Annotated in this window: 25 protein-coding genes; 13 read left to right on the top strand and 12 right to left on the bottom strand. The window is 41.7% G+C overall.

The annotated features are described in order from the left end of the window. Window positions 1-41: 41 nt before the first annotated feature. The gene (locus MHB79_RS17765; RefSeq protein WP_169901775.1) at window positions 42-182 is read right to left on the bottom strand and encodes a hypothetical protein; all 141 of its coding nucleotides are present in this window, start codon (window positions 180-182) and stop codon (window positions 42-44) included. 19 nt (window positions 183-201) lie between these two features. Then, window positions 202-1,287, bottom strand: a complete 1,086-nt coding sequence (locus tag MHB79_RS17760; protein WP_106032064.1) for a Rap family tetratricopeptide repeat protein — start codon at window positions 1,285-1,287, stop codon at window positions 202-204. Window positions 1,288-1,812: 525 nt separating this feature from the next. On the opposite strand from MHB79_RS17760, the gene MHB79_RS17755 reads away from it, so the two are divergent. The 3 genes from MHB79_RS17755 (at window position 1,813) to MHB79_RS17745 (ending at window position 4,016) form a co-directional block, all read left to right on the top strand. Then, complete coding sequence (locus MHB79_RS17755) at window positions 1,813-2,577, top strand: transporter substrate-binding domain-containing protein (protein ID WP_034620276.1); 765 nt, start codon at window positions 1,813-1,815, stop codon at window positions 2,575-2,577. 69 nt (window positions 2,578-2,646) lie between these two features. Then, window positions 2,647-3,291 (top strand): amino acid ABC transporter permease, encoded by a 645-nt coding sequence (locus MHB79_RS17750; protein ID WP_003215015.1) that lies wholly within the window; start codon window positions 2,647-2,649, stop codon window positions 3,289-3,291. Further along, the gene (locus tag MHB79_RS17745; protein ID WP_003215369.1) at window positions 3,288-4,016 is read left to right on the top strand and encodes an amino acid ABC transporter ATP-binding protein; all 729 of its coding nucleotides are present in this window, start codon (window positions 3,288-3,290) and stop codon (window positions 4,014-4,016) included. The genes MHB79_RS17750 and MHB79_RS17745 overlap by 4 nt, the downstream gene beginning before the upstream one ends. Before the next feature lie 83 nt (window positions 4,017-4,099). Here the strand turns inward: MHB79_RS17745 and MHB79_RS17740 are convergent, their stop codons facing one another. Next, window positions 4,100-4,483: a VOC family protein gene (locus tag MHB79_RS17740; protein ID WP_003214664.1), complete on the bottom strand. Its 384-nt coding sequence runs from the start codon at window positions 4,481-4,483 to the stop codon at window positions 4,100-4,102. Window positions 4,484-4,602: 119 nt separating this feature from the next. Here MHB79_RS17740 and MHB79_RS17735 point away from each other — a divergent pair, with 119 nt between their 5' ends. Continuing rightward, the gene (locus MHB79_RS17735) at window positions 4,603-5,784 is read left to right on the top strand and encodes a class I SAM-dependent rRNA methyltransferase (RefSeq protein WP_253622036.1); all 1,182 of its coding nucleotides are present in this window, start codon (window positions 4,603-4,605) and stop codon (window positions 5,782-5,784) included. 37 nt (window positions 5,785-5,821) lie between these two features. Here MHB79_RS17735 and MHB79_RS17730 read toward each other — a convergent pair whose 3' ends face one another. Together MHB79_RS17730 and MHB79_RS17725 are read right to left on the bottom strand one after the other, a co-directional pair. After that, window positions 5,822-6,502, bottom strand: coding sequence for a CidB/LrgB family autolysis modulator (locus MHB79_RS17730; RefSeq protein ID WP_050944523.1), 681 nt, complete (start codon window positions 6,500-6,502; stop codon window positions 5,822-5,824). Then, window positions 6,496-6,879 (bottom strand): CidA/LrgA family holin-like protein, encoded by a 384-nt coding sequence (locus MHB79_RS17725; RefSeq protein WP_003215226.1) that lies wholly within the window; start codon window positions 6,877-6,879, stop codon window positions 6,496-6,498. Before MHB79_RS17725 ends, MHB79_RS17730 begins: the two co-directional genes overlap by 7 nt. Before the next feature lie 165 nt (window positions 6,880-7,044). Here MHB79_RS17725 and cidR point away from each other — a divergent pair, with 165 nt between their 5' ends. The 4 genes from cidR to MHB79_RS17705 all read left to right on the top strand — a co-directional run bounded on the left by cidR (window position 7,045) and on the right by MHB79_RS17705 (window position 9,934). Next, the gene (gene cidR / locus MHB79_RS17720) at window positions 7,045-7,932 is read left to right on the top strand and encodes a cidABC operon transcriptional activator CidR (RefSeq protein ID WP_003214744.1); all 888 of its coding nucleotides are present in this window, start codon (window positions 7,045-7,047) and stop codon (window positions 7,930-7,932) included. A gap of 17 nt (window positions 7,933-7,949) precedes the next feature. Then, the gene (gene thiM / locus MHB79_RS17715; RefSeq protein ID WP_050944522.1) at window positions 7,950-8,774 is read left to right on the top strand and encodes a hydroxyethylthiazole kinase; all 825 of its coding nucleotides are present in this window, start codon (window positions 7,950-7,952) and stop codon (window positions 8,772-8,774) included. After that, window positions 8,761-9,429 carry a thiamine phosphate synthase gene (gene thiE, locus MHB79_RS17710; protein ID WP_050944521.1) on the top strand — a complete coding sequence of 223 codons (669 nt, stop codon included), beginning with the start codon at window positions 8,761-8,763 and terminating at the stop codon, window positions 9,427-9,429. The genes thiM and thiE overlap by 14 nt, the downstream gene beginning before the upstream one ends. A 133-nt stretch (window positions 9,430-9,562) precedes the next feature. Next, on the top strand, window positions 9,563-9,934 hold the full coding sequence (locus MHB79_RS17705; protein ID WP_253622037.1) for a nuclear transport factor 2 family protein: 372 nt from the start codon (window positions 9,563-9,565) through the stop codon (window positions 9,932-9,934). Window positions 9,935-9,959: 25 nt separating this feature from the next. Here the strand turns inward: MHB79_RS17705 and MHB79_RS17700 are convergent, their stop codons facing one another. Continuing rightward, the gene (locus MHB79_RS17700; protein WP_340990386.1) at window positions 9,960-10,298 is read right to left on the bottom strand and encodes a DUF4288 domain-containing protein; all 339 of its coding nucleotides are present in this window, start codon (window positions 10,296-10,298) and stop codon (window positions 9,960-9,962) included. 151 nt (window positions 10,299-10,449) lie between these two features. Between MHB79_RS17700 and MHB79_RS17695 the strand changes: the two genes are divergently transcribed. Further along, the gene (locus MHB79_RS17695; protein ID WP_003215361.1) at window positions 10,450-10,593 is read left to right on the top strand and encodes a hypothetical protein; all 144 of its coding nucleotides are present in this window, start codon (window positions 10,450-10,452) and stop codon (window positions 10,591-10,593) included. A gap of 51 nt (window positions 10,594-10,644) precedes the next feature. On the opposite strand, the gene MHB79_RS17690 is transcribed toward MHB79_RS17695, so the two are convergent. From MHB79_RS17690 to MHB79_RS17670, 5 genes are all read right to left on the bottom strand, one after another. Next, window positions 10,645-12,186 carry a solute symporter family protein gene (locus MHB79_RS17690; RefSeq protein ID WP_003214799.1) on the bottom strand — a complete coding sequence of 514 codons (1,542 nt, stop codon included), beginning with the start codon at window positions 12,184-12,186 and terminating at the stop codon, window positions 10,645-10,647. Next, window positions 12,183-12,497, bottom strand: a complete 315-nt coding sequence (locus MHB79_RS17685) for a DUF485 domain-containing protein (RefSeq protein ID WP_003215154.1) — start codon at window positions 12,495-12,497, stop codon at window positions 12,183-12,185. Before MHB79_RS17685 ends, MHB79_RS17690 begins: the two co-directional genes overlap by 4 nt. 107 nt (window positions 12,498-12,604) lie before the next feature. After that, the gene (locus MHB79_RS17680) at window positions 12,605-13,273 is read right to left on the bottom strand and encodes a glycosyltransferase family protein (protein WP_137054211.1); all 669 of its coding nucleotides are present in this window, start codon (window positions 13,271-13,273) and stop codon (window positions 12,605-12,607) included. Then, a complete protein-coding gene (locus MHB79_RS17675; RefSeq protein WP_050944517.1) occupies window positions 13,266-13,955 on the bottom strand; it encodes a class I SAM-dependent methyltransferase in 690 nt (229 codons plus the stop codon). Before MHB79_RS17675 ends, MHB79_RS17680 begins: the two co-directional genes overlap by 8 nt. Window positions 13,956-14,253: 298 nt before the next feature. Further along, entirely contained in the window at window positions 14,254-14,394 is a 141-nt protein-coding gene (locus tag MHB79_RS17670; RefSeq protein ID WP_003215413.1) for an anti-repressor SinI family protein, read from the bottom strand. A gap of 455 nt (window positions 14,395-14,849) precedes the next feature. On the opposite strand from MHB79_RS17670, the gene MHB79_RS17665 reads away from it, so the two are divergent. Next, complete coding sequence (locus MHB79_RS17665; protein WP_034620336.1) at window positions 14,850-15,233, top strand: GtrA family protein; 384 nt, start codon at window positions 14,850-14,852, stop codon at window positions 15,231-15,233. A 27-nt stretch (window positions 15,234-15,260) separates the two neighbouring features. Beyond that, on the top strand, window positions 15,261-15,518 hold the full coding sequence (locus MHB79_RS17660) for a hypothetical protein (RefSeq protein WP_003215318.1): 258 nt from the start codon (window positions 15,261-15,263) through the stop codon (window positions 15,516-15,518). Between the two features lie 35 nt (window positions 15,519-15,553). On the opposite strand, the gene MHB79_RS17655 is transcribed toward MHB79_RS17660, so the two are convergent. Beyond that, window positions 15,554-16,399, bottom strand: coding sequence for an AraC family transcriptional regulator (locus MHB79_RS17655; protein WP_003214606.1), 846 nt, complete (start codon window positions 16,397-16,399; stop codon window positions 15,554-15,556). A gap of 182 nt (window positions 16,400-16,581) precedes the next feature. Here MHB79_RS17655 and MHB79_RS17650 point away from each other — a divergent pair, with 182 nt between their 5' ends. Both MHB79_RS17650 and galE read left to right on the top strand, forming a co-directional pair. After that, window positions 16,582-17,760, top strand: a complete 1,179-nt coding sequence (locus MHB79_RS17650) for a galactokinase (protein WP_445661256.1) — start codon at window positions 16,582-16,584, stop codon at window positions 17,758-17,760. Beyond that, window positions 17,760-18,752 carry a UDP-glucose 4-epimerase GalE gene (gene galE, locus MHB79_RS17645; protein ID WP_340990383.1) on the top strand — a complete coding sequence of 331 codons (993 nt, stop codon included), beginning with the start codon at window positions 17,760-17,762 and terminating at the stop codon, window positions 18,750-18,752. The genes MHB79_RS17650 and galE overlap by 1 nt, the downstream gene beginning before the upstream one ends. The last annotated feature ends 5 nt before the right edge of the window (window positions 18,753-18,757 follow it).

Raw genomic sequence — 18,757 nt, 5'->3', positions numbered from 1 at the left:
AAAAGAGTAGCTGTGATATTCACAGCTACTCTTTTTCTTGTTTAAGGATTGGTGCCGCGGTCTCTCTTTTGAATGATATCTTGAGATTGTGCAGATTGGCTCTCTTTTTGGATAGAAGCGCCAATAGAAACACCTGTTATCAAGAGTGTCAAAATCGCAGTTGTGATAAGCCATTTTTTCATCATACATCACTCCATATTCTTAACAAGTTTTTAAGGACAACGCCTTGTTCCAGAAATAAGTGGATTCTTCATGAAGTCCAATATCTGTTAAGTAAGCAGCTGCATCCTGACAGATGGCTTCAAGATCGACAAGAAAATTCATAGATTCTAATTGATCACAATAAGACTTGATTTGCTCTATCATGTTGTCTTGCTGAAGCATAAGTGTTTCTAAAATAGATAATTTAAGAGAAATGTTTCGTTGTTTTAAATTTTCTGCTTTTTGAAGTGAAAGCTGCACATAATAGTGGAACAAACCAGGCTTTTTCAGCTTGAATAGTGCTTTTGTGTAGGCATACATGGCAAGTAAGTAGCCGCCTGGAGAAGACGTTTCAAATGTCTCGATCAATAAAGCCTTTTCTAGGAGCGGCACAGCTTCACTGTATTCATTTCTAAGACTTTTAATAAAAGCTGCATTGCAATACGCGTGACCAAGTAAATCTGGGTCTTCCATTTGTTCTAGTGAATGAATCACTTCTTCAAATAATGACTCTGCCTCATCATATTTTGATTGATCAGCATAATTCAAAGCGAGCATCATTTGACAGCTGATTGATTTTTTCACATAACATGGATCTGCGTCATAAATAGATGAAGCCATTTTCAAGTGGTGTATGGAGAGGAGCGTGGATCTTATATTATAGTAAAGACACCCTGTTTTATAATGAAATTCTGCTTTTTCAATGTCATCGTGGACGAGATCTAATTTATCCTCTGCCAATTTTAAAAGGTGAAATGCCGTATCCTGATTGCCTCTGCGCATTTCATACATCCCTTTAAAGAAATAGAAATAGTAGCTGAGCATGTCATCTGTACGGATTGCATTTTCATCAACAAAAAGACTGTGATCCAGCGAAGCTGTATCTTCAATGAGATCCTTAAAACGATACTCTAGCAATTGATAGTAAAGTAGGACATCTTGATTCTCTTCCATGCGATCAAACGCTTGAAGAATCTCTTCTTTTAGCTGGATCGCACCTTGTATTTCTCTTTTTTTCATCATGACATACCAGTCATTTAACATATTCGCTACATCAACGGACGACAAAACACCTGTTTCTGCCAATTTATATCCTCCTTTCTTCATCTATCCATCTCGTTCGATTTCCGTTCATCTGAATTCACTTTCCATATTCAGTATCTTCTTATATTTTAAGCGCTCTCTCGCAATTTGTAAAACATGTTTTTTGATGTAAATTCAACCAGTTGTGAAAGAAATAGGGATCATGCGCCTTTTGTATACGCTTACATATTTTTAGGTAAAAAGAGGGTTTTAGAGAAGATATATTACGATATCAATAGAGAGAAGAAGGCCATTCAAGCGTTTGTTTTCGTATGTTAGAAAAAACGGCGGTTTTCAAGGTGGTATCTCGTTTTTTGTGAGATTATCTCACATTATGATTGTGAATCGCTCTTCTTTTAGAATAAAATGAGTTATTCGCAAAAAAGTAAAATTTAAAGAGACTATTGATCTAGAATTGTATGGATCTTTGGTATTGATAAAAAACATCACACACTATAGCTTTAGCGTGGTATAGTATTATTGGTATTGCGAATATTTAGATAAAACTGACAATAGGGGGCGTGTTTTATGAAAAAATCGATGTTACTGATCATGGGACTCATAGTTGTGCTCGTCATGGCAGCCTGTGGATCAAAATCGGACAGCGGTTCGGGAGAAGGCAAAGGCACATATAAAATTGGGATAGATGTAACATATCCGCCATTTGAATTTGAAAAGGGTGGTAAAACTGAAGGAATCGACGTTGATCTGATTAACGCCATCGCGAAAGACCAAGACTTCAAAGTGAAACTTGAAGCGATGGACTTCTCAGGCATTATCCCGGCAATGCAGGCAGGTCAGCTTGATGTAGGGATGGGCGGAATGAGCATTACAGATGAGCGTAAGAAGAAGGTAGATTTCTCAGATCCGTACTTCGACGCTGGATTGACAGTTGTTGTGAAAAAGGACAGTAGCATCAAATCAATTGATGATTTAAAGGGGAAAAAGCTAGCTGTTAAAAATGGGACGACGGGTGCAAAATTTGCATCAGATAACGCAGATAAATATGGGTATGAAGTGGTTCAATTTAATGACAGCCCATCGATGTTCCAAGAAGTTTCAAACGGAAATGCAGATGCCTTAATTGAGGATTATCCTGTCATTACGTATGCAATTGCACAGCAAGATTTAAAATTGAAAACAGTTGGAGACCGATTGAATGGAGACCAGTATGGTATCTCTGTGATGAAGGGGAAAAACCAAGACCTATTGAAAAAGATTAATAAAGGTCTAGAGAACCTAAAGAAAAATGGTGAATATGACAAAATTATTGATAAATATTTGAAGTCATAATACAAGCGAGGCGCGCTCCGAGCGCGCTTTCTTTATGATGCGTCGTATGTGAATTAGGGAGGGAGAAACATGGACACGATTATTAATGCATTTCCGTATTTAATGGATGGTTTGCAAACCACTTTATATATCTTTGTTGTTGCCATCATTTTAGGATTTATCATCGGTTTAATAGTGGCATTATTCCGTCTGTCACCTTTTAAAATCTTAAATTTCATCGCACTTGTCTTTGTCAATGCCATCCGAGGCACACCATTTATCGTACAGCTATTCTTCATTTACTTTGGTTTGAATACACTTGAATTCATATCGCTTGATCGAGTGCCGGCAGGGATTATTACAGTAGCGATTAATGCAGGAGCTTATTTCTCAGAAATTATTCGTGCTGGGATTCAGTCCATTGATAAAGGACAAACAGAAGCTGCGCGTTCCTTAGGTTTTACAGGGGGACAAAACATGCGCTTTATCGTCCTTCCACAGGCATTTCGCCGCATGCTTCCAGCAATTACAAACCAAGCCATCATCAGCTTGAAGGACACGTCTCTCTTATCAATTATCGGAATTGCCGATATTATGCAGCGGGGACAAGTACAGGCATCGGCAACATTTGATCCTTTGAATGTCTGGCTCATTGTCGGTATCATTTATTTCGTGATCATTTATTTACTTTCTCTACTGGCTAGCTACGCAGAAAGGAGATTTGATATCAAATGAGTATGATTACGGTGAAGAATTTAAAGAAATCCTTTGGCGATCACGAAGTGTTAAAGGATATTAATGCAGTCATCGAAGAAAAGGAAGTAGTGTGTGTGATTGGTCCTTCTGGATCAGGCAAAAGCACGTTTCTAAGATGTCTCAATAAATTAGAAGATATTACGGCTGGTGAAGTCGTTGTCCACGGACATACGATTACAGATCCAAAGGTGAATATCAATAAAGTACGACAAGAAGTGGGGATGGTGTTTCAGCACTTTAATTTATTTCCTCATAAAACCGTTTTAGAAAACATCACGATCGCACCGATGAAGGTAAAAGGTACCGACAAGAAGGCGGCAGTCGATAAAGCGATGGACCTGCTTGAAAAGGTCGGCTTAAAAGACAAAGCCAAAAGCTACCCTAACCAATTATCTGGTGGACAAAAACAGCGTGTCGCCATCGCAAGAGCCTTGGCAATGGACCCGAAAGTGTTATTATTCGATGAACCGACATCTGCTCTTGACCCTGAAGTCGTCGGGGATGTATTAGCAGTTATGAAACAATTAGCCGTCGAAGGCATGACAATGATTGTGGTCACACATGAAATGGGCTTTGCGAGAGAGGTAGGAGACCGCGTGATCTTTATGGATGGCGGATATATTGTCGAGGAAGACAAACCGGAGGCTCTCTTTGGAAATCCGCAGCATGAGCGTACAAAATCATTTCTTAGTAAGGTGTTATAAAAAAAGAGTAAGGGCATATGGATGCTCTTACTCTTTTTCTTTTATGGAGCCTAAAGGGAACTGGCCCCATTTCCTAGGAAATATTAGCGCTGGAAGAATTCGATCCATTCTTGGTCTGGCCCTCTGAAAAAGAAGTAGCAGTATCCATTTGGTAGCGTCGTAATTTCTTCATCAATTAATTCGATTTGCAGCTTTTGAATACGATTGAATTCAGCATGAATATTGTCAGTTGTAAAGGCAAGATGGTGAACCTTTCCTTCAGATGGCAGATCGCTGCTGTACCCTTGGATGAGCTCAATTTCCGTTTCTGCCTCATCTTTAAAGCCGAGAAATGCAAGCTCAATGATTCCGTTTGTATGAGTGATGCGATCCTTTAATTTCATGCCCACGACTTTTTCATAAAAATCAATGGACGTATCAATATTTGAAACCATAATACCTGTATGATCTAATCGTAATGTCGTCAAAAAAAAGAGCCTCCTCTATGGTGTGTTGATATTTTTCTCCTCATCTTATCATAATAGAAGTAACGTATACATTCATATGATAGGATAGAGAGAGTCAATTTAGGATAAGGATGACACGAATGAAAAAAATCTCATTAAAACAAACATTTGCAGAACAAGTGAAAAAGGGATACCCGCTCATTTCTAAAGATGCTGTATCGCATGTAAACGGTATGAAAGAAGGCGAGCTGATTGAATGGGTGGATGAGCGAGGCACCTTTTTAGGAAAAGGATATTATGGTGTGCAAAATAAAGGGATCGGCTGGGTACTCACCTTTGATGCCAACGAAAAAATAGACCATGCCTTTTTTGTCTCCAAGCTTGAGCAGGCAGCAAAAAGCAGAACGCATTTATTTCATGATGCACTGACGACTGCTTTCCGTGTGTTCAACGGAGAGGGAGATGGCATTGGTGGGCTCACGATTGATCATTATGACGGCTTCTATCTCATCCAGTGGTATAGCGAAGGAGTTTATACATTCAAGGCGGAAGTATTGGCTGCACTTGAGCATGTATATCCAGACTATAAAGGCATTTATGAAAAGAAACGATTTGATACGTCGGGACAGTATATAGAAGATGATGATTTTGTAAAAGGGGAGAAAGGTCAATTTCCTCTCATCGTGAAAGAAAATGGCATGAACGTAGCGGTTTACTTAAATGATGGTGCGATGACAGGCATTTTTCTTGATCAACGTCATGTGAGAAAAGCAATTCGAGATCGCTATGCAAAAGGAAAGACCGTGCTCAATACATTTTCTTACACAGGTGCTTTCTCCGTGGCAGCAGCGCTTGGCGGAGCGAGCAGGACGACAAGTGTAGATGTCGCAAACCGCAGTTTGAAAAAAACATCTGAACAGTTTGAAGTCAACGATATAGTTGTGGACGGGCAGGATATTAAAGTCATGGACGTCTTTAAGTACTTTCCGTTTGCTGCGAAAAAAGGATGGACCTATGATCTTGTCATCTTAGATCCGCCATCCTTTGCACGCACGAAAAAGCACACATTCAGTGCGGCGAAGGATTATAAGAAGCTATTAAAAGAAGCTATCCAAATCACAGCTGAGAACGGCGTCATTGTGGCATCAACGAATAGCAGTGCATTTGGTATGAAGAAATTCAAAGGATTTATTGCGCAGGCCTTTAAAGAATCAGGACAAACCTATCGTATCCTTGAAGAATATACACTTCCTGAGGATTTCCGTACGACGAAGAATTATCCAGAAGGAAATTATTTAAAGGTTGTCTTCATACAAGCATAAGAAAAAAGCCATTTTCCGATAAAGGAAATGGCTTTTTTTATAAGGCAAACGACATGAGGAGAGGTGCTGCACATAATGTAATGATGGCTGAAAGAATCATCGACACACTTGAGATCGTCCCTGAGACGGAGCTCATTTCAAATGCCTTCGATGTTCCTGCCCCGTGTGCCCCAGTACCAAGCAGGACGCCCATGGCAATGTCATTATCAATACGGAAATAACGAATGATCATTGGACCGATAATTGACCCAAACAGTGCGGTTAAAATGACGAATACTGCCGTAACGGACGGCATCCCGCCAATCATTTCTGACACACTCATCGCCACTGGTGTTGTGACCGACCTTGGAACAAGACTTTCAATAAGGCCTGTATCCAAATGAAACAACTTCGCGATAAATGCCGTAGATAGAATCGCAATGACAGAACCGCAAGCCACATTCAAAATAATTTCCACTGCATGCTTCTTCAGAATGTGAAAATACTTATATAAAGGAATGGCAAAAGCAACAGTCGCAGGCTGAAGCATATTCGTGAGCCATTTCCCGCCTTGATTGTATGCATCGTAAGGAATGTTGACGATTAACAGAAAGACGACAAGGACAAGCGGTGTCACAAGTAATGGTGAGACATAGACCTTCGGATGCCGTTTATACACCGCTTTTGATCCGAGATATAAAAGAACCGTTAAGATCAGAAATAGTGCGCCAACTAACATAGCTTTTTCCGCTCCTTTCTTTTCGCGATCATTTGCGTCATGATACCAGTCGAGAGCATGACGACAAAGGTACTCAGTAAGACGACAAGGACAATACTTGTACCAGATTGAGAAATCAATGTTCCATAATCAATGACACCAACGGCTGATGGGATAAAGAATAGCAGCAGTTCTCCGAGCAGCCATACGGCACCAAGTTCAATCCATTTTAATTGAATGATTTTAAAATGAAGTAATAAGAAAATGACCAGAATGCCTAAAATCGTACCCGGTATTCTTAAATGCAAAAAGGCCGCGAGCACATTCATCAATTTCGCAAAAACAAACAAAGCCATAATCTGAAGGACAGCAATCAGCGGCGTTTTGAGCAATTTCACTTTCTGTTCACTCCTTTTTCTATATAATTTGTTCACTGTTTCACAAAAACATGACAACGTTCCAATTGATTAGCTTACTTTAAAGTGTACAGCACGTTCAGTTATAGGTAAAATACATATATCGAATAATTAGTATTCCTTTTGTCTATAGGAAGGGTGAGTCATGTGGACATTAGACATTTAACATATTTCTTAGAAGTGGCGAGGTTAAAAAGCTTCACAAAAGCATCACAATCTCTTTATGTGTCGCAGCCTACCATTTCCAAGATGGTCAAAAATCTCGAGGATGAGCTGGGGGTGCAGTTGTTTTATCGGAATGGCCGGCAGGTTGAAATGACAGATGCTGGACAAACGATGTATACCCAGGCGAGTGAAATCACACAATCATTTCAAAATTTAACGAGCGAGCTAAATGATCTAATGAATGTCAAAAAAGGGCATATTCGCATCGGGCTGCCGCCGATGATTGGATCGAGTTTTTTCCCGAATGTCATGGGAGAATTTCGTCAGCAGTATCCTGATGTCACATTTCAATTAGTGGAGCACGGCTCTATTAAAGTAGAGGAAGGGGTCGAAGATGGTTCGTTAGATATTGGTGTCATTGTTCTGCCTGCAAATGATAAAATCTTTCATACGTACACCATTATTAAAGAGGACATGAAGCTCGTGACGCATCCATCACATCCGATGGCAGGTCGAGATAAGGTTGATTTAGCTGATTTAAAGGAAGAGTCCTTTATTTTCTTTCGAGAAGACTTTGTTCTGCATAGCCGGATATTGAATGAATGTATGAATGCGGGCTTCCGGCCCAATGTCATTTATGAAACGTCTCAATGGGATTTCATTAGTGAGATGGTAGCCGAGAACTTGGGAATTGGCCTTCTGCCTGAGCGGATCTGCCGTGATCTTGATCCTGAAAAGGTGAAAGTCATTTCCTTAAATACGTCGATCCCATGGCATTTAGGAGTCATTTGGCGAAAGGATCGCTATTTGTCGTTTGCGGCAAGAGAATGGTTAAAGCATACGAAATCCTATGTATGGGGAGCAGAGTAAAAGGGAGGACGATACAGATGAAAACAAGCATCGCATCTCATTTATTGGAAAAGGTTCGAGCGGAAAATCCACTTGTTCATAATATCACCAATCAAGTCGTGACGAACTTTACAGCAAATGGTCTGCTTGCTTTAGGCGCTTCGCCAGTCATGGCAAATGCCAAAGAAGAAGTGGCTGAAATGGCGCAATTAGCCGATGCGCTTGTGCTGAACATTGGCACACTGACCAAGGAGACGGTGGAGGCCATGATTATGGCTGGACAATCTGCCAATAAAAAGGGGATACCTGTTCTATTAGATCCTGTCGGCGTTGGTGCGACGGCGTTTCGAATGAAAGCGGCAAAACAGCTGTTAGAGCAAGTGAACATGACCGTTGTCAGAGGGAACGCTGCAGAAATTGCTCATTTACTTGAAGTGGATGGCTGGGAGTCAAAAGGCGTGGATGCGAAAGCAGCGAACGGAGATGTATCGGCACTAGTCAAACAAGCAGCGAGGACACTTCAGACCGTTGTGGTGATCACTGGGAAAGTCGATGTGGTGTCAGATGGAGAGGACGTGTTGTCTATTCATAATGGACATGAATGGCTCACCAAGGTGACGGGAACCGGCTGTTTACTGACGTCTGTCATCGGGGCATTTTGTGCAGTAGGTGAAAGGCCGCTTCACGCGTCGGCAGCTGCTCTATTATTTTATGGTGTCGCAGCTGAAAAGGCAGCTCAGTACACCCAGAATAAAGGGCCAGGTACGTTTCAAATGGAATTGCTCAATGCACTCTCACACACAACTGGCGATGATGTGTTGTCGATAGGGAAAATAGGGGGAATGTCACATGACAAAGACTGATCAACAGCAAATCAAACAGCAATTATCGGTTTATTTTATTATGGGAACAGCGAATACAAGCCGGCAACCGCTTGATGTTTTGAAAGAGGCGATTCAAGGCGGGATCACCATGTTTCAATTTCGAGAAAAGGGCGAGGGGGCTTTGCAAGGAGAAGAGAAAAAACAATTGGCTCGCCAACTTCAAGTACTTTGCCAAGAAGCGAATGTTCCTTTTATTGTGAATGATGATGTGCAGCTAGCGATAGATCTTGATGCAGATGGTGTTCATGTTGGCCAGGAAGATACAAACGCAAAAGATGTCAGACAAAGGATTGGGAATAAAATATTAGGCGTGTCTACGCATAACCTAGATGAAGTAAAACAAGCCATGAAGGACGGCGCAGATTATGTTGGCATGGGCCCAGTTTATCCAACAGAAACGAAAAAGGATACACGCAGTGTCCAAGGAGTATCATTGATCACTGAAGTGCGTCATCATGGTCTTCATATTCCGATTGTTGGCATTGGGGGTATCACATATGGCAATGCAGCACCAGTCATACAAGCAGGGGCAGATGGTATTAGCATCATCAGCGCCATTAGCCAGAGCGCTGATCCTAAAAAAGCAGCAGAAGAATTGAAAGCACTTGTTGCATCAGAAAAAGTATCTCTTTAATCTGGAGGAGACATGGATTGACTCAATTCATGTCTTTTCTGATTTCGGGGAAAATAGACAGGTGAGAAACAATTGTGTATAATCAAATAGTTCGATCATTATCGAAATGACAGGTAAATACAGGAGAATGAACATGGATGTACTCGATACGTATTTTCGCCGGTATGATGAAGTGGGAAGAGGAGAGGAGCAATTGGAGGAATTGCTGGCATTGTTTTCTGAAGATGTCAAAGTTGTCATAAATGGCGACAACAAATCTGGTATCCAAGGATTCACACAAATTTTAGAAAAATTTTTCCACGTACATGAAGAGATTAAGCATATGTGGGATGGATGGATTAAAAGAGATGGAAAGTATGAAACAAACTGGGCCGTTTGTGGAAAACTATCGGATGGCCGTGTCTATACAGCAGAAGGAATTGATATTGCAGAGCTGGACGACCAAGGGAAGATCGTTTATTTCGAAAACGTTCGGAAAAATCCAGAGTTATTACAGATCTATTAAAAAGCCGGCTGAGCAGCCGGCTTTTTTATTTGTCTAAAGAATATGCCTCAATGGCTTCTTGAACAGATGTTTCTTCATCAAAAATAAGGTGGCGGCTGTACACCTCACTTAAATGCAGTGGTTCTTGATCTAAGTCATCTACAAGATCAAAGACATCTAATATGGCTGCTAATTTTATGGTCGTTTGTCCGCCTTCAGCATTATCAAAGGTTTCTTCTGGAAAGTTTTTTTGGATGATATCCTTTACTTTACAATGGTTTTTTGCTCGTACCAAAATGATTCGTTCTTCAAATATTTTATCGGGCATACTGCTTGGTGATGAGATGGATTCGAATAATAACTTGGCAGAATATATTTGACGCATAAGTAATGTCACTTCTTTCTTGCAGCTTTTTTTGTTCAAATGAGAGTTTCTCAACATGTGAAATGATTTCCAGTATGTGTATAAAATGATAACATATGAATGATGTTGTGTAGGAGGATGTTTGAACACACATAAAAAGGAGGTGATAGGGATGAAAAGTGTGATTGATAATAGAGGAGAAGAGCATGAAATTTTGTTGATCCTCGTCACATGCTGCTCTTTGATCACACGTAGAAGGTTTGCCAGATTAGAGAAGTATAAAAATAAGTTAAAAGGTCAATTTATACCTTACTGAAACTTGTTTTTGAGAAGAACACAAAAAGCCGGCTCATCAGCCGGCTCTTCCTTATGAATCAGTATCCATATGCATCCCTGTATGTGCCTTTACTTGAATTTCTGTAAAGGTATCTTCATCTGCTTTTTCAGAGGAGAAGATCGTGCCTAAGTAAGCGGCAAGGAATCCAAGCGGGATCGAGATAATTCCAGGGTTCGACAGCGGGATGAGTGGGTCTCCTGTAAAGATGGCTGCTCCCGATGGGTCCCAGACGCTTGGGCTGAGCGAGACGATAATCAGTGCGCTCAAAAGTCCTACTAAGCTCCCTGCAATGGCACCCGTAGAATTAAATCGTTTCCAAAAAACAGTGAAGATAATCAATGGTAAATTTGCACTTGCTGCCACTGCGAAGGCAAGTGACACAAGGAAAGCAACGTTTAACGATTGGGCAAATAATGCGAGAATGATAGAAAGAATGGCCACGCCGATGGAAGCAAAGCGTGCCGCTTTTACCTGTTCACGTTCACTCGCTTTCCCTTTGCGGATGATCTGACTATAAAAGTCATGCGCAAAGGCAGACGCGGCGGATAGGACGAGACCAGTTACGACCGCCAAAATGGTCGCAAAGGCTATAGCGGAAACAAAGGCAAATAGCAAATCTCCTCCAAGGGCTTGGGCGAGCAGTGGAGCGGCCATATTTCCGGCTGCATCTGCTGCTGTGATCGCTTCTGTTCCAACAAAGGCAGCAGCACCGAAGCCAAGGAAAACTGTCATTAGATAAAAAATACCGATGATCCACGTAGCGGATAGAACAGATTTACGCGCAGAAATGGCATCCTTCACCGTATAAAACCGGATCAAAATGTGCGGCAAACCTGCTGTCCCAAGCACTAGAGCAAGGTTCAAAGACAGGGTCTCTAAAGGCACATCATATTTATTTCCCGGGTGAAGAAATGCCCCACCGAGCGGGGTCGCTGTTTTCATCTCCTCAAACATCTTCAGCAGGCTAAAATCAAACTTTGCAAATACAAGCAGTGAAATAATCAGTGTCCCAAGCATGAGAAGTACAGCCTTTGTAATCTGTACCCAGCTGGTTGCGATCATGCCACCAAACACGACATAAATGGTCATCAAGACACCGACGATCAGTACCGCAATCCAGTAATCAATGCCAAGAAGCAGCTTGATTAATGCACCTGCCCCAACAAGCTGTGCAATCATATAAAAAGTAGAGACTGTGATTGTGTTAAACGCAGCAACTCCTCGAATGGCAGGACGCTTAAATCGTGCAGCAATCATATCGGCCATCGTATATTTCCCTAGATTTCGAAGCGGTTCGGCTACAACGTAAAGTACGACAAGATACGCCACTAGAAAGCCAATGCTATAGAAAAAGCCATCAAATCCATTTAACGCGATCATTCCAGCGATTCCTAAAAATGATGCGGCAGACATATAGTCCCCGGCGATGGCAAGTCCGTTTTGAAATCCAGTCAGACCTCCACCTGCTGTGTAAAAATCGCTTGCATTGCTCGTTTTTTTCGCAGCAAAATACGTGATGACCAATGTGAGCCCTACGATCGCTATGAATAAAATAAAAGCGGTCATGCTCATTCGTCATCACCTCTCGATTCAATTTTTAAAGCGCTTACATATTTGTCGAACTGAGCTGCTTTCCTCGCATAAAGTCCACATAATACCCAGGTCATCACAAATTGTGTGAGGGCGAATAACCACGCCCATGAAATCGCACCAATTGCCGGCGTGTTCAAAAAGGTGAAGTAGGATGTAGCAACCGGAAGTGAAAAGTAAAAGAGAAAAAAGAAAATCGTCATCGGTACGATAAATCTGCGTTTTTCCTCGAGAAGTTTTCGAAAATCCTCTGAAGCGGCAACCTTCTTATAATGAACTTTTTTGTCTGCCATTGTTTCCTCCTTTGTACGAATTAGGGACAAGGTACTCCAATGCATATGAGACGATCTGGCTGTTTATGACAGTATATCATAAAAAAGGCACCCGAAAAGGGTGCTTTCTATCGATAATTTGCAAGAAATGTTTGTCTCGCTTTTTCATATGCTTCCGCATCAAAATGATCTCCGCATTTGTGGATGCACCAAGGCTCTTCTTGTTTCGCAATGCCAACCTCATAGCCCTGTTGCATGAATTCAAAGGATTGCGAAACATCATAAAAATGAAAGCCATCAAAGAGGTCCTCACGCCACTTCACATCATATTGCGTCGCCATGAAAAGACCATCAATCGCCGAAGCGTTCATATAATCTTGCGCTTCTGCCTGTTGACGACCACTTTCAAACGAAAGCAGCTGATAGGTGTCGTGACGATATTCAATGACTTTCCCCCTGCAATCAGGACTTTCCCACCAGATTCCATTGTCAGGCACGCTTTCTGCACCTATGACCCCAATCATCCCAAGTGATGGATTTTGTAAAAAAAGCGGGATCAACTCAAGCAGCATATGCTGTTTGACAATCAAGGTGTCTTGATGAAGATAAATTTTAAACTGAGCTGGATGAGTGATGGCTTCATTATAAGCAGAGGTCATACTGGATGCATGTCTAATCGGCAAAACCTCCACATGATATCCATGGGGAGCAGGAAGTGAAGCGAGCTGCCGAAAGCAAGCCTGAAACATAGACTCATCATTTACACATAAAACAAACAGGATGGTGGGGTTACTCATGAAGCTGAACCGCCTCAACCACATACTGATAGGCGGTAGCGGCCTCATGAAAATCTGAACGAATGCCATGCTTCATGAGTAATTCATGTAAATCACTCATTACGCTCGCGTAGGTAGGATGCTGTACGCGAATGGTTTCGAGTTCGCGAATACGAAAGCCTGCTGAATGAAACAGTGCATGAATTTCATGAAGAGTGAAGAAACGTAAATGAGTTTGATCCATTAATCCTGCATCTGTATAAGTGAATCTGCCGGCTAATAATTCTAAAACGGTTGATATGTGACCGATATTTGGAATGGATGACAGGATGGCTCCTTCTTTTTTAAGGAAAGGTTTGACCTTCTTTAAAACGGCCCACGGGTCCAATAAATGTTCAAGGACATCTCCGAATATAATGCAGTCAAATTGTTCCTGTTCGTAAGGGAGCGTCATCTGTTCAATATTTCCGCATAGCACATGATCTAGCTCTTGCTCAGCCTCTTTTGCTGCATTCTCAAACGATTCAATTCCATAAATGGTCCGGCCCTTTTGTTTCAGGACTTTTCCAAGCTTGCCTGTGCCGCATCCGATATCCAATAAAGACGTCCATTCCTCACGAATACGGCTGACAATGACCGGGTTCACGCCATGATAATACTGATCCTTTTTTTGGTGATAATAGGAAAGGGAATCTGAACTCACGCTCTACCCACCTTTCTGCTTTCTCATTGTTTTCATGCTTAATATATGGGTGGGGAGCTTGGTTTTATAACGAGAGAAGAACAATTTTTATGAATAGTAGCTAAAAAGGGATCATATAAAGAACGGGAAACGGACTGTCCTCCTAATATAGAAAGACAGAACCCCATGAGTGGAAGGGATTGGTATGAAGGGGTGTTCTACTGTAGCGTATCGTCATGAAAGGATTTTTAAAAGGTCAATTGACAAGTCAGAACTTTTAGCCAAAGCAGTCTGAAAGACAAAGGATAACGGCGTTGATTTACGGTTTGTTTATCATCTTCTGATCACCGTTGGATGTTAAAAAAGCTTGTATTTCTTCGATGGCTAGTCCAATTTTTTTCGCTTCCTGAATCAAATAAACCCACTCTTCGTCAACTCTTCTTTTCACTTGCGTATCCATAATATCCTCCAGTTCAATAAGACATATTCATCTGCAACCAATGACTTGAACAAACCGTCTAGTAACTGTACGTGTGGATGAAAACAGCGCAAAATAGATTTTGTCGAAAAATGATGACATTTAACCTATTTTGTAAAATCTATCACCTACCACGTTCCTAAAAAAATGACTAAAAAACCCATAAATATTGATTTCTTACTTCTAATAATAAACAATTGTAAAGTCAGTTAAAAGATTATAAATTAAAATAATGAAAAAGACCTAAAACATTTGGCTTATATAAACCAATTAGGTGACATATGCCATCGAGTAGAACAAATTTCATCTGTGCAGGACGTACATATTGTTCGTTTGGGAAGTTCTTCTCAAGATGGTATTCTAAAAGAAACAGAAACCACCAAGAAGGAATGAAGAAAGACATGTATAGCCTTTTTCAAAAGTATCAAGAAGTTGTCATGTATCTTGTGATGGGTGTGTGTACAACCATCGTCAACATTGTCAGCTTCTACTTATTCGTTGAGATGTTTTCCATGGATTATAAAACAGCTACAGTTGTTTCATGGGTATTTGCTGTTCTCTTTGCTTATATCACCAATAAGAAGTATGTCTTCAAGCAAAAGGCCCGTGATACGAAAAGCCTTATGCGTGAGCTTTCTTCATTTTTTAGTGTTCGTCTCATGTCTCTAGGTGTAGATCTAGGGCTGATGATTTTATTTGTGACCCAAATGGCGCTCAATGAAACTGTCGCAAAAATTCTTGTCAACTTTGTGATTGTGGTCGTGAATTATGTCGCCAGTAAATGGTTCGTCTTCAAGAAAACAAAAGAAGATGCGATTTAACACATGAAAAAAGATAGGTGATATGAAATGAGCAGCAGGCCAGACGAATTATATGATGTCATATATCAGCAAACAGAAAAGCAGCATGAACAAGTGCTGAGGCTAGTCAAAGAAATGACCGCACATCCAGAAGCGTTTTCGGAACAAGAAAAGGAAAAGATCAACCGAATGGACATTGCGCTTCAAACAGCAACGGACATTTTGGAAAACTTAATGACACCTGACACGCAAATGACCATTGTTTTAAGACAAGGGAGAATTCATGTTGACCTGACGAAAGCGTAAAAGAAGCAGCCAATTGTGAAAGCGGCTGCTTTTTATTATGCATCGCTTGTTTCCCGCAGTTGCTTTGGAGACATGCCGATTTTCTTTCGAAAGACTTTATTCAAGTAATTCGCATTTCTGTAGCCGCACTGTATGGCGATTTCTTCAATCGAGTATTTTGTTGTTTTCAATAACGTTTCCGCCTTTTCTAACCGAATATTGGTTAGATAGTGAATAGGTGTGAAGCCAGTGGCCTTTTTGAATTCCCTCGTAAAATGACTTTTGGATAAACGTGCCGCAGCTGCCATATCGTCCGGGCCAATTTCCTCGTGAAAATGATGGCTGGCAAACAATGCCGCTTGAACGATAGGCTCGGGCCATTTCTCCATTTGTCCCTCAAGCTTTGGCAAATATGAATACAGTTCCATGACAAATTGATAAGCAAGGCTAGACCCCTCAAATGGATTGGTAATCCGTCTTTCACTGGCTTCATCATAAATGGTCTTGAGCAGGCGGATAGGTCTGGAATTCGGATGAAAACGCATGACCTGCTTTCCTTGGTCAATAAATTGGTCAAAGCAAAGATCGCAGGCTTCCCCGTAAAGCGTTAAATAAAGAAATTCCCAATGCTCACTGTCTTCTGGAAAATAATATTGGTAGGCACTTGGGCTTTTCACGAGAAAGGCCTGACCCGGCAATACTTTGAAACGTTTCTCTCCGATTTCAATCATGCCATGTCCAGACAGTGTGAGCTGAAAGATGCACTTGCCCTGATCCTTCCGCTCCACGCCATTCCAGCTATATAACGAAGAAGATTGAACTTCCCAGCCAACAGACCAGATTTGTGCTGGCAATGTCACATCAGAATGGTGAAAACGAAATGCAAATGCTTCTTTCTTCAAATTGGAAACCCTCCTTCACAGCAAAAAACAACCTTTTTCTATTTAGAATCATGTTACACCTCATATCACATCGTACCATTCACAGCAAAAAAAGGGTATTTTTTAACGATTTTTTTACCATTGAACTGATGCTGCTGGGACAACTAAAATAAAAAGTATCAGAAGAGAAAAGGGGAATGGATATGATCGATACGTTACGCGCGGCATTTCACCAGCAATTTGGAGATAGAGAGGAACTTCGCTACTTTTTTGCCCCAGGAAGAGTGAACTTGATTGGTGAACATACAGATTACAATGGAGGACATGTGTTTCCATGCGCGCTTACTCTCGGGACGTATGCTGCTTGTGCGAAGCGGTCAGATGGCCGCGTGAGAATGTATTCCTTGAACTTTGATCGCGATGGTGTGAAAGAATTCAATCTTTTTGAAATCGCTTACGTAGAATCGGACGGCTGGGCAAATTATCCGAAGGGTGTGTTCAAACAGTTTATCGAAGCAGGAATGAAGATAGAAGAAGGCTTTGACATTGTGTACAGTGGCAATATTCCAAATGGTGCAGGCCTGTCTTCCTCTGCCTCCATTGAGCTTGTTACCGCTGTTCTCATCAATGAATGGCATTCATTCAGCGTTTCAAATGTCCAACTTGCCCTCCTTTCACAGCGTGCAGAGAATGAATTTATTGGTGTCAATTGCGGGATCATGGATCAGTTTTCGATTGCCCTTGGAAAAGAAGATCACGCCATTTTGCTCAATTGTGACACCCTTGCCTTTGAATATAGTCCGTTTCGGCAAGAGGGACTTGCGCTTGTCATCGCCAATACAAACAAAAAACGGACACTGGCTGATTCCAAATACAATGAGCGCCGGGCAGAGTGTCAATCCGCTTTAAATGATCTTCAGAAAGAAAACGACATTGCCCACTTATGTGAGCTCACTGCGGATGAATTTGCGAGGGTTGCCCACTTGATTGAAGATGACGTCTGCCGCAAACGAGCAAGACATGTCGTGACGGAAAACGAGCGGACGATGAAAGCAGTAAATTTTCTGAAAGATGATAAAATGGAAGAACTAGGTGGGCTCATGAAGGCTTCTCATCTTTCTTTAAAGAATGATTATGAAGTAACAGGACTTGAACTAGATGCACTGGTTGAAGCAGCTTGGCGGCACCCGGGGACGATTGGCTCCCGTATGACAGGTGCAGGCTTTGGCGGATGTACGATCAGCATCGTGAAAGAAGAGCTGCTAGATTCATTTATAGAAGAAACTGGTGCGATATATCAAGAGAAAACAGGGATTCAAGCCTCTTTTTACACAGCTGGAATTGGAGGCGGCGCAAGAGAACTCACAAAGGGGGAAGTGTGATGACAATTTTAGTTTGTGGAGGAGCAGGGTACATAGGCAGTCATGCAGTGGCGGCTCTTTTAGCGAAAGGCGAACGAGTAGTGGTAGTGGATAATTTGCAGACAGGCCACAAAGAAGCTGTTTTGGAAGGAGCTGTCTTAGAGGAGGGTGATTTACGAGATCACGCCTTTTTAAGACAGGTGTTCAAAACGCATCAAATAGAAGCGGTCATGCACTTTGCGGCAGATTCACTTGTTGGGGAGAGTGTAACAGACCCGCTTAAGTACTATAACAACAACGTCGGCGGAGCAACTACTTTACTACAAGTCATGAATGAATTTGATGTGAAACTCATCGTCTTTTCTTCCACTGCTGCTGCATACGGTGAACCGAAGCGGGTGCCGATCGTTGAAACGGATGAAACGAACCCAACGAATCCTTATGGAGAAACGAAACTAGCCATTGAAAAAATGCTGAAGTGGTCTGAGCAAGCGTATGGAATAGAATACGTAGTACTTCGCTACTTTAATGTAGCTGGTGCCCATACAGAAGGACTTGTCGGAGAGGATCATCAGCCTGAGACGCATCTCATTCCAATTATTCTGCAAGTTGCTTTAGGAAAACGGGATCAAATCATGATTTACGGTGATGATTATGAGACAGAGGATGGCACGTGTATTAGAGATTACATTCATGTGATGGATTTAGTAGAGGCACACATCTTAGCTGTTGACCGGCTGCGTGCTGGAAAAGGCAGTGCGACCTACAATTTAGGGAATGGAACAGGGTTCTCCGTGAAGCAGGTCGTAGAAGCCGTCAGAAAAGTCACGGGGCATGCCATCCCTGCACAAGTGGCAAAAAGGCGCGCGGGAGATCCAGCAAAGCTGATTGCTTCTTCTGAAAAAGCACTGCAAGAATTGGGATGGACACCTCAATATGCTGACATTCACACGATCATTCAGAGTGCGTGGGATTGGTTTCAGAAGCATCCAGATGGCTACCAAAGTGAATAAAACGT

The organism is Bacillus sp. FSL M7-0558 (assembly GCF_038003245.1).
Taxonomy (GTDB): Bacteria; Bacillota; Bacilli; order Bacillales; family Bacillaceae; genus Bacillus; species Bacillus pumilus.
Note: the sequence above shows the minus strand (reverse complement) of the source record. Positions and strands in the feature narration are given on the sequence as shown.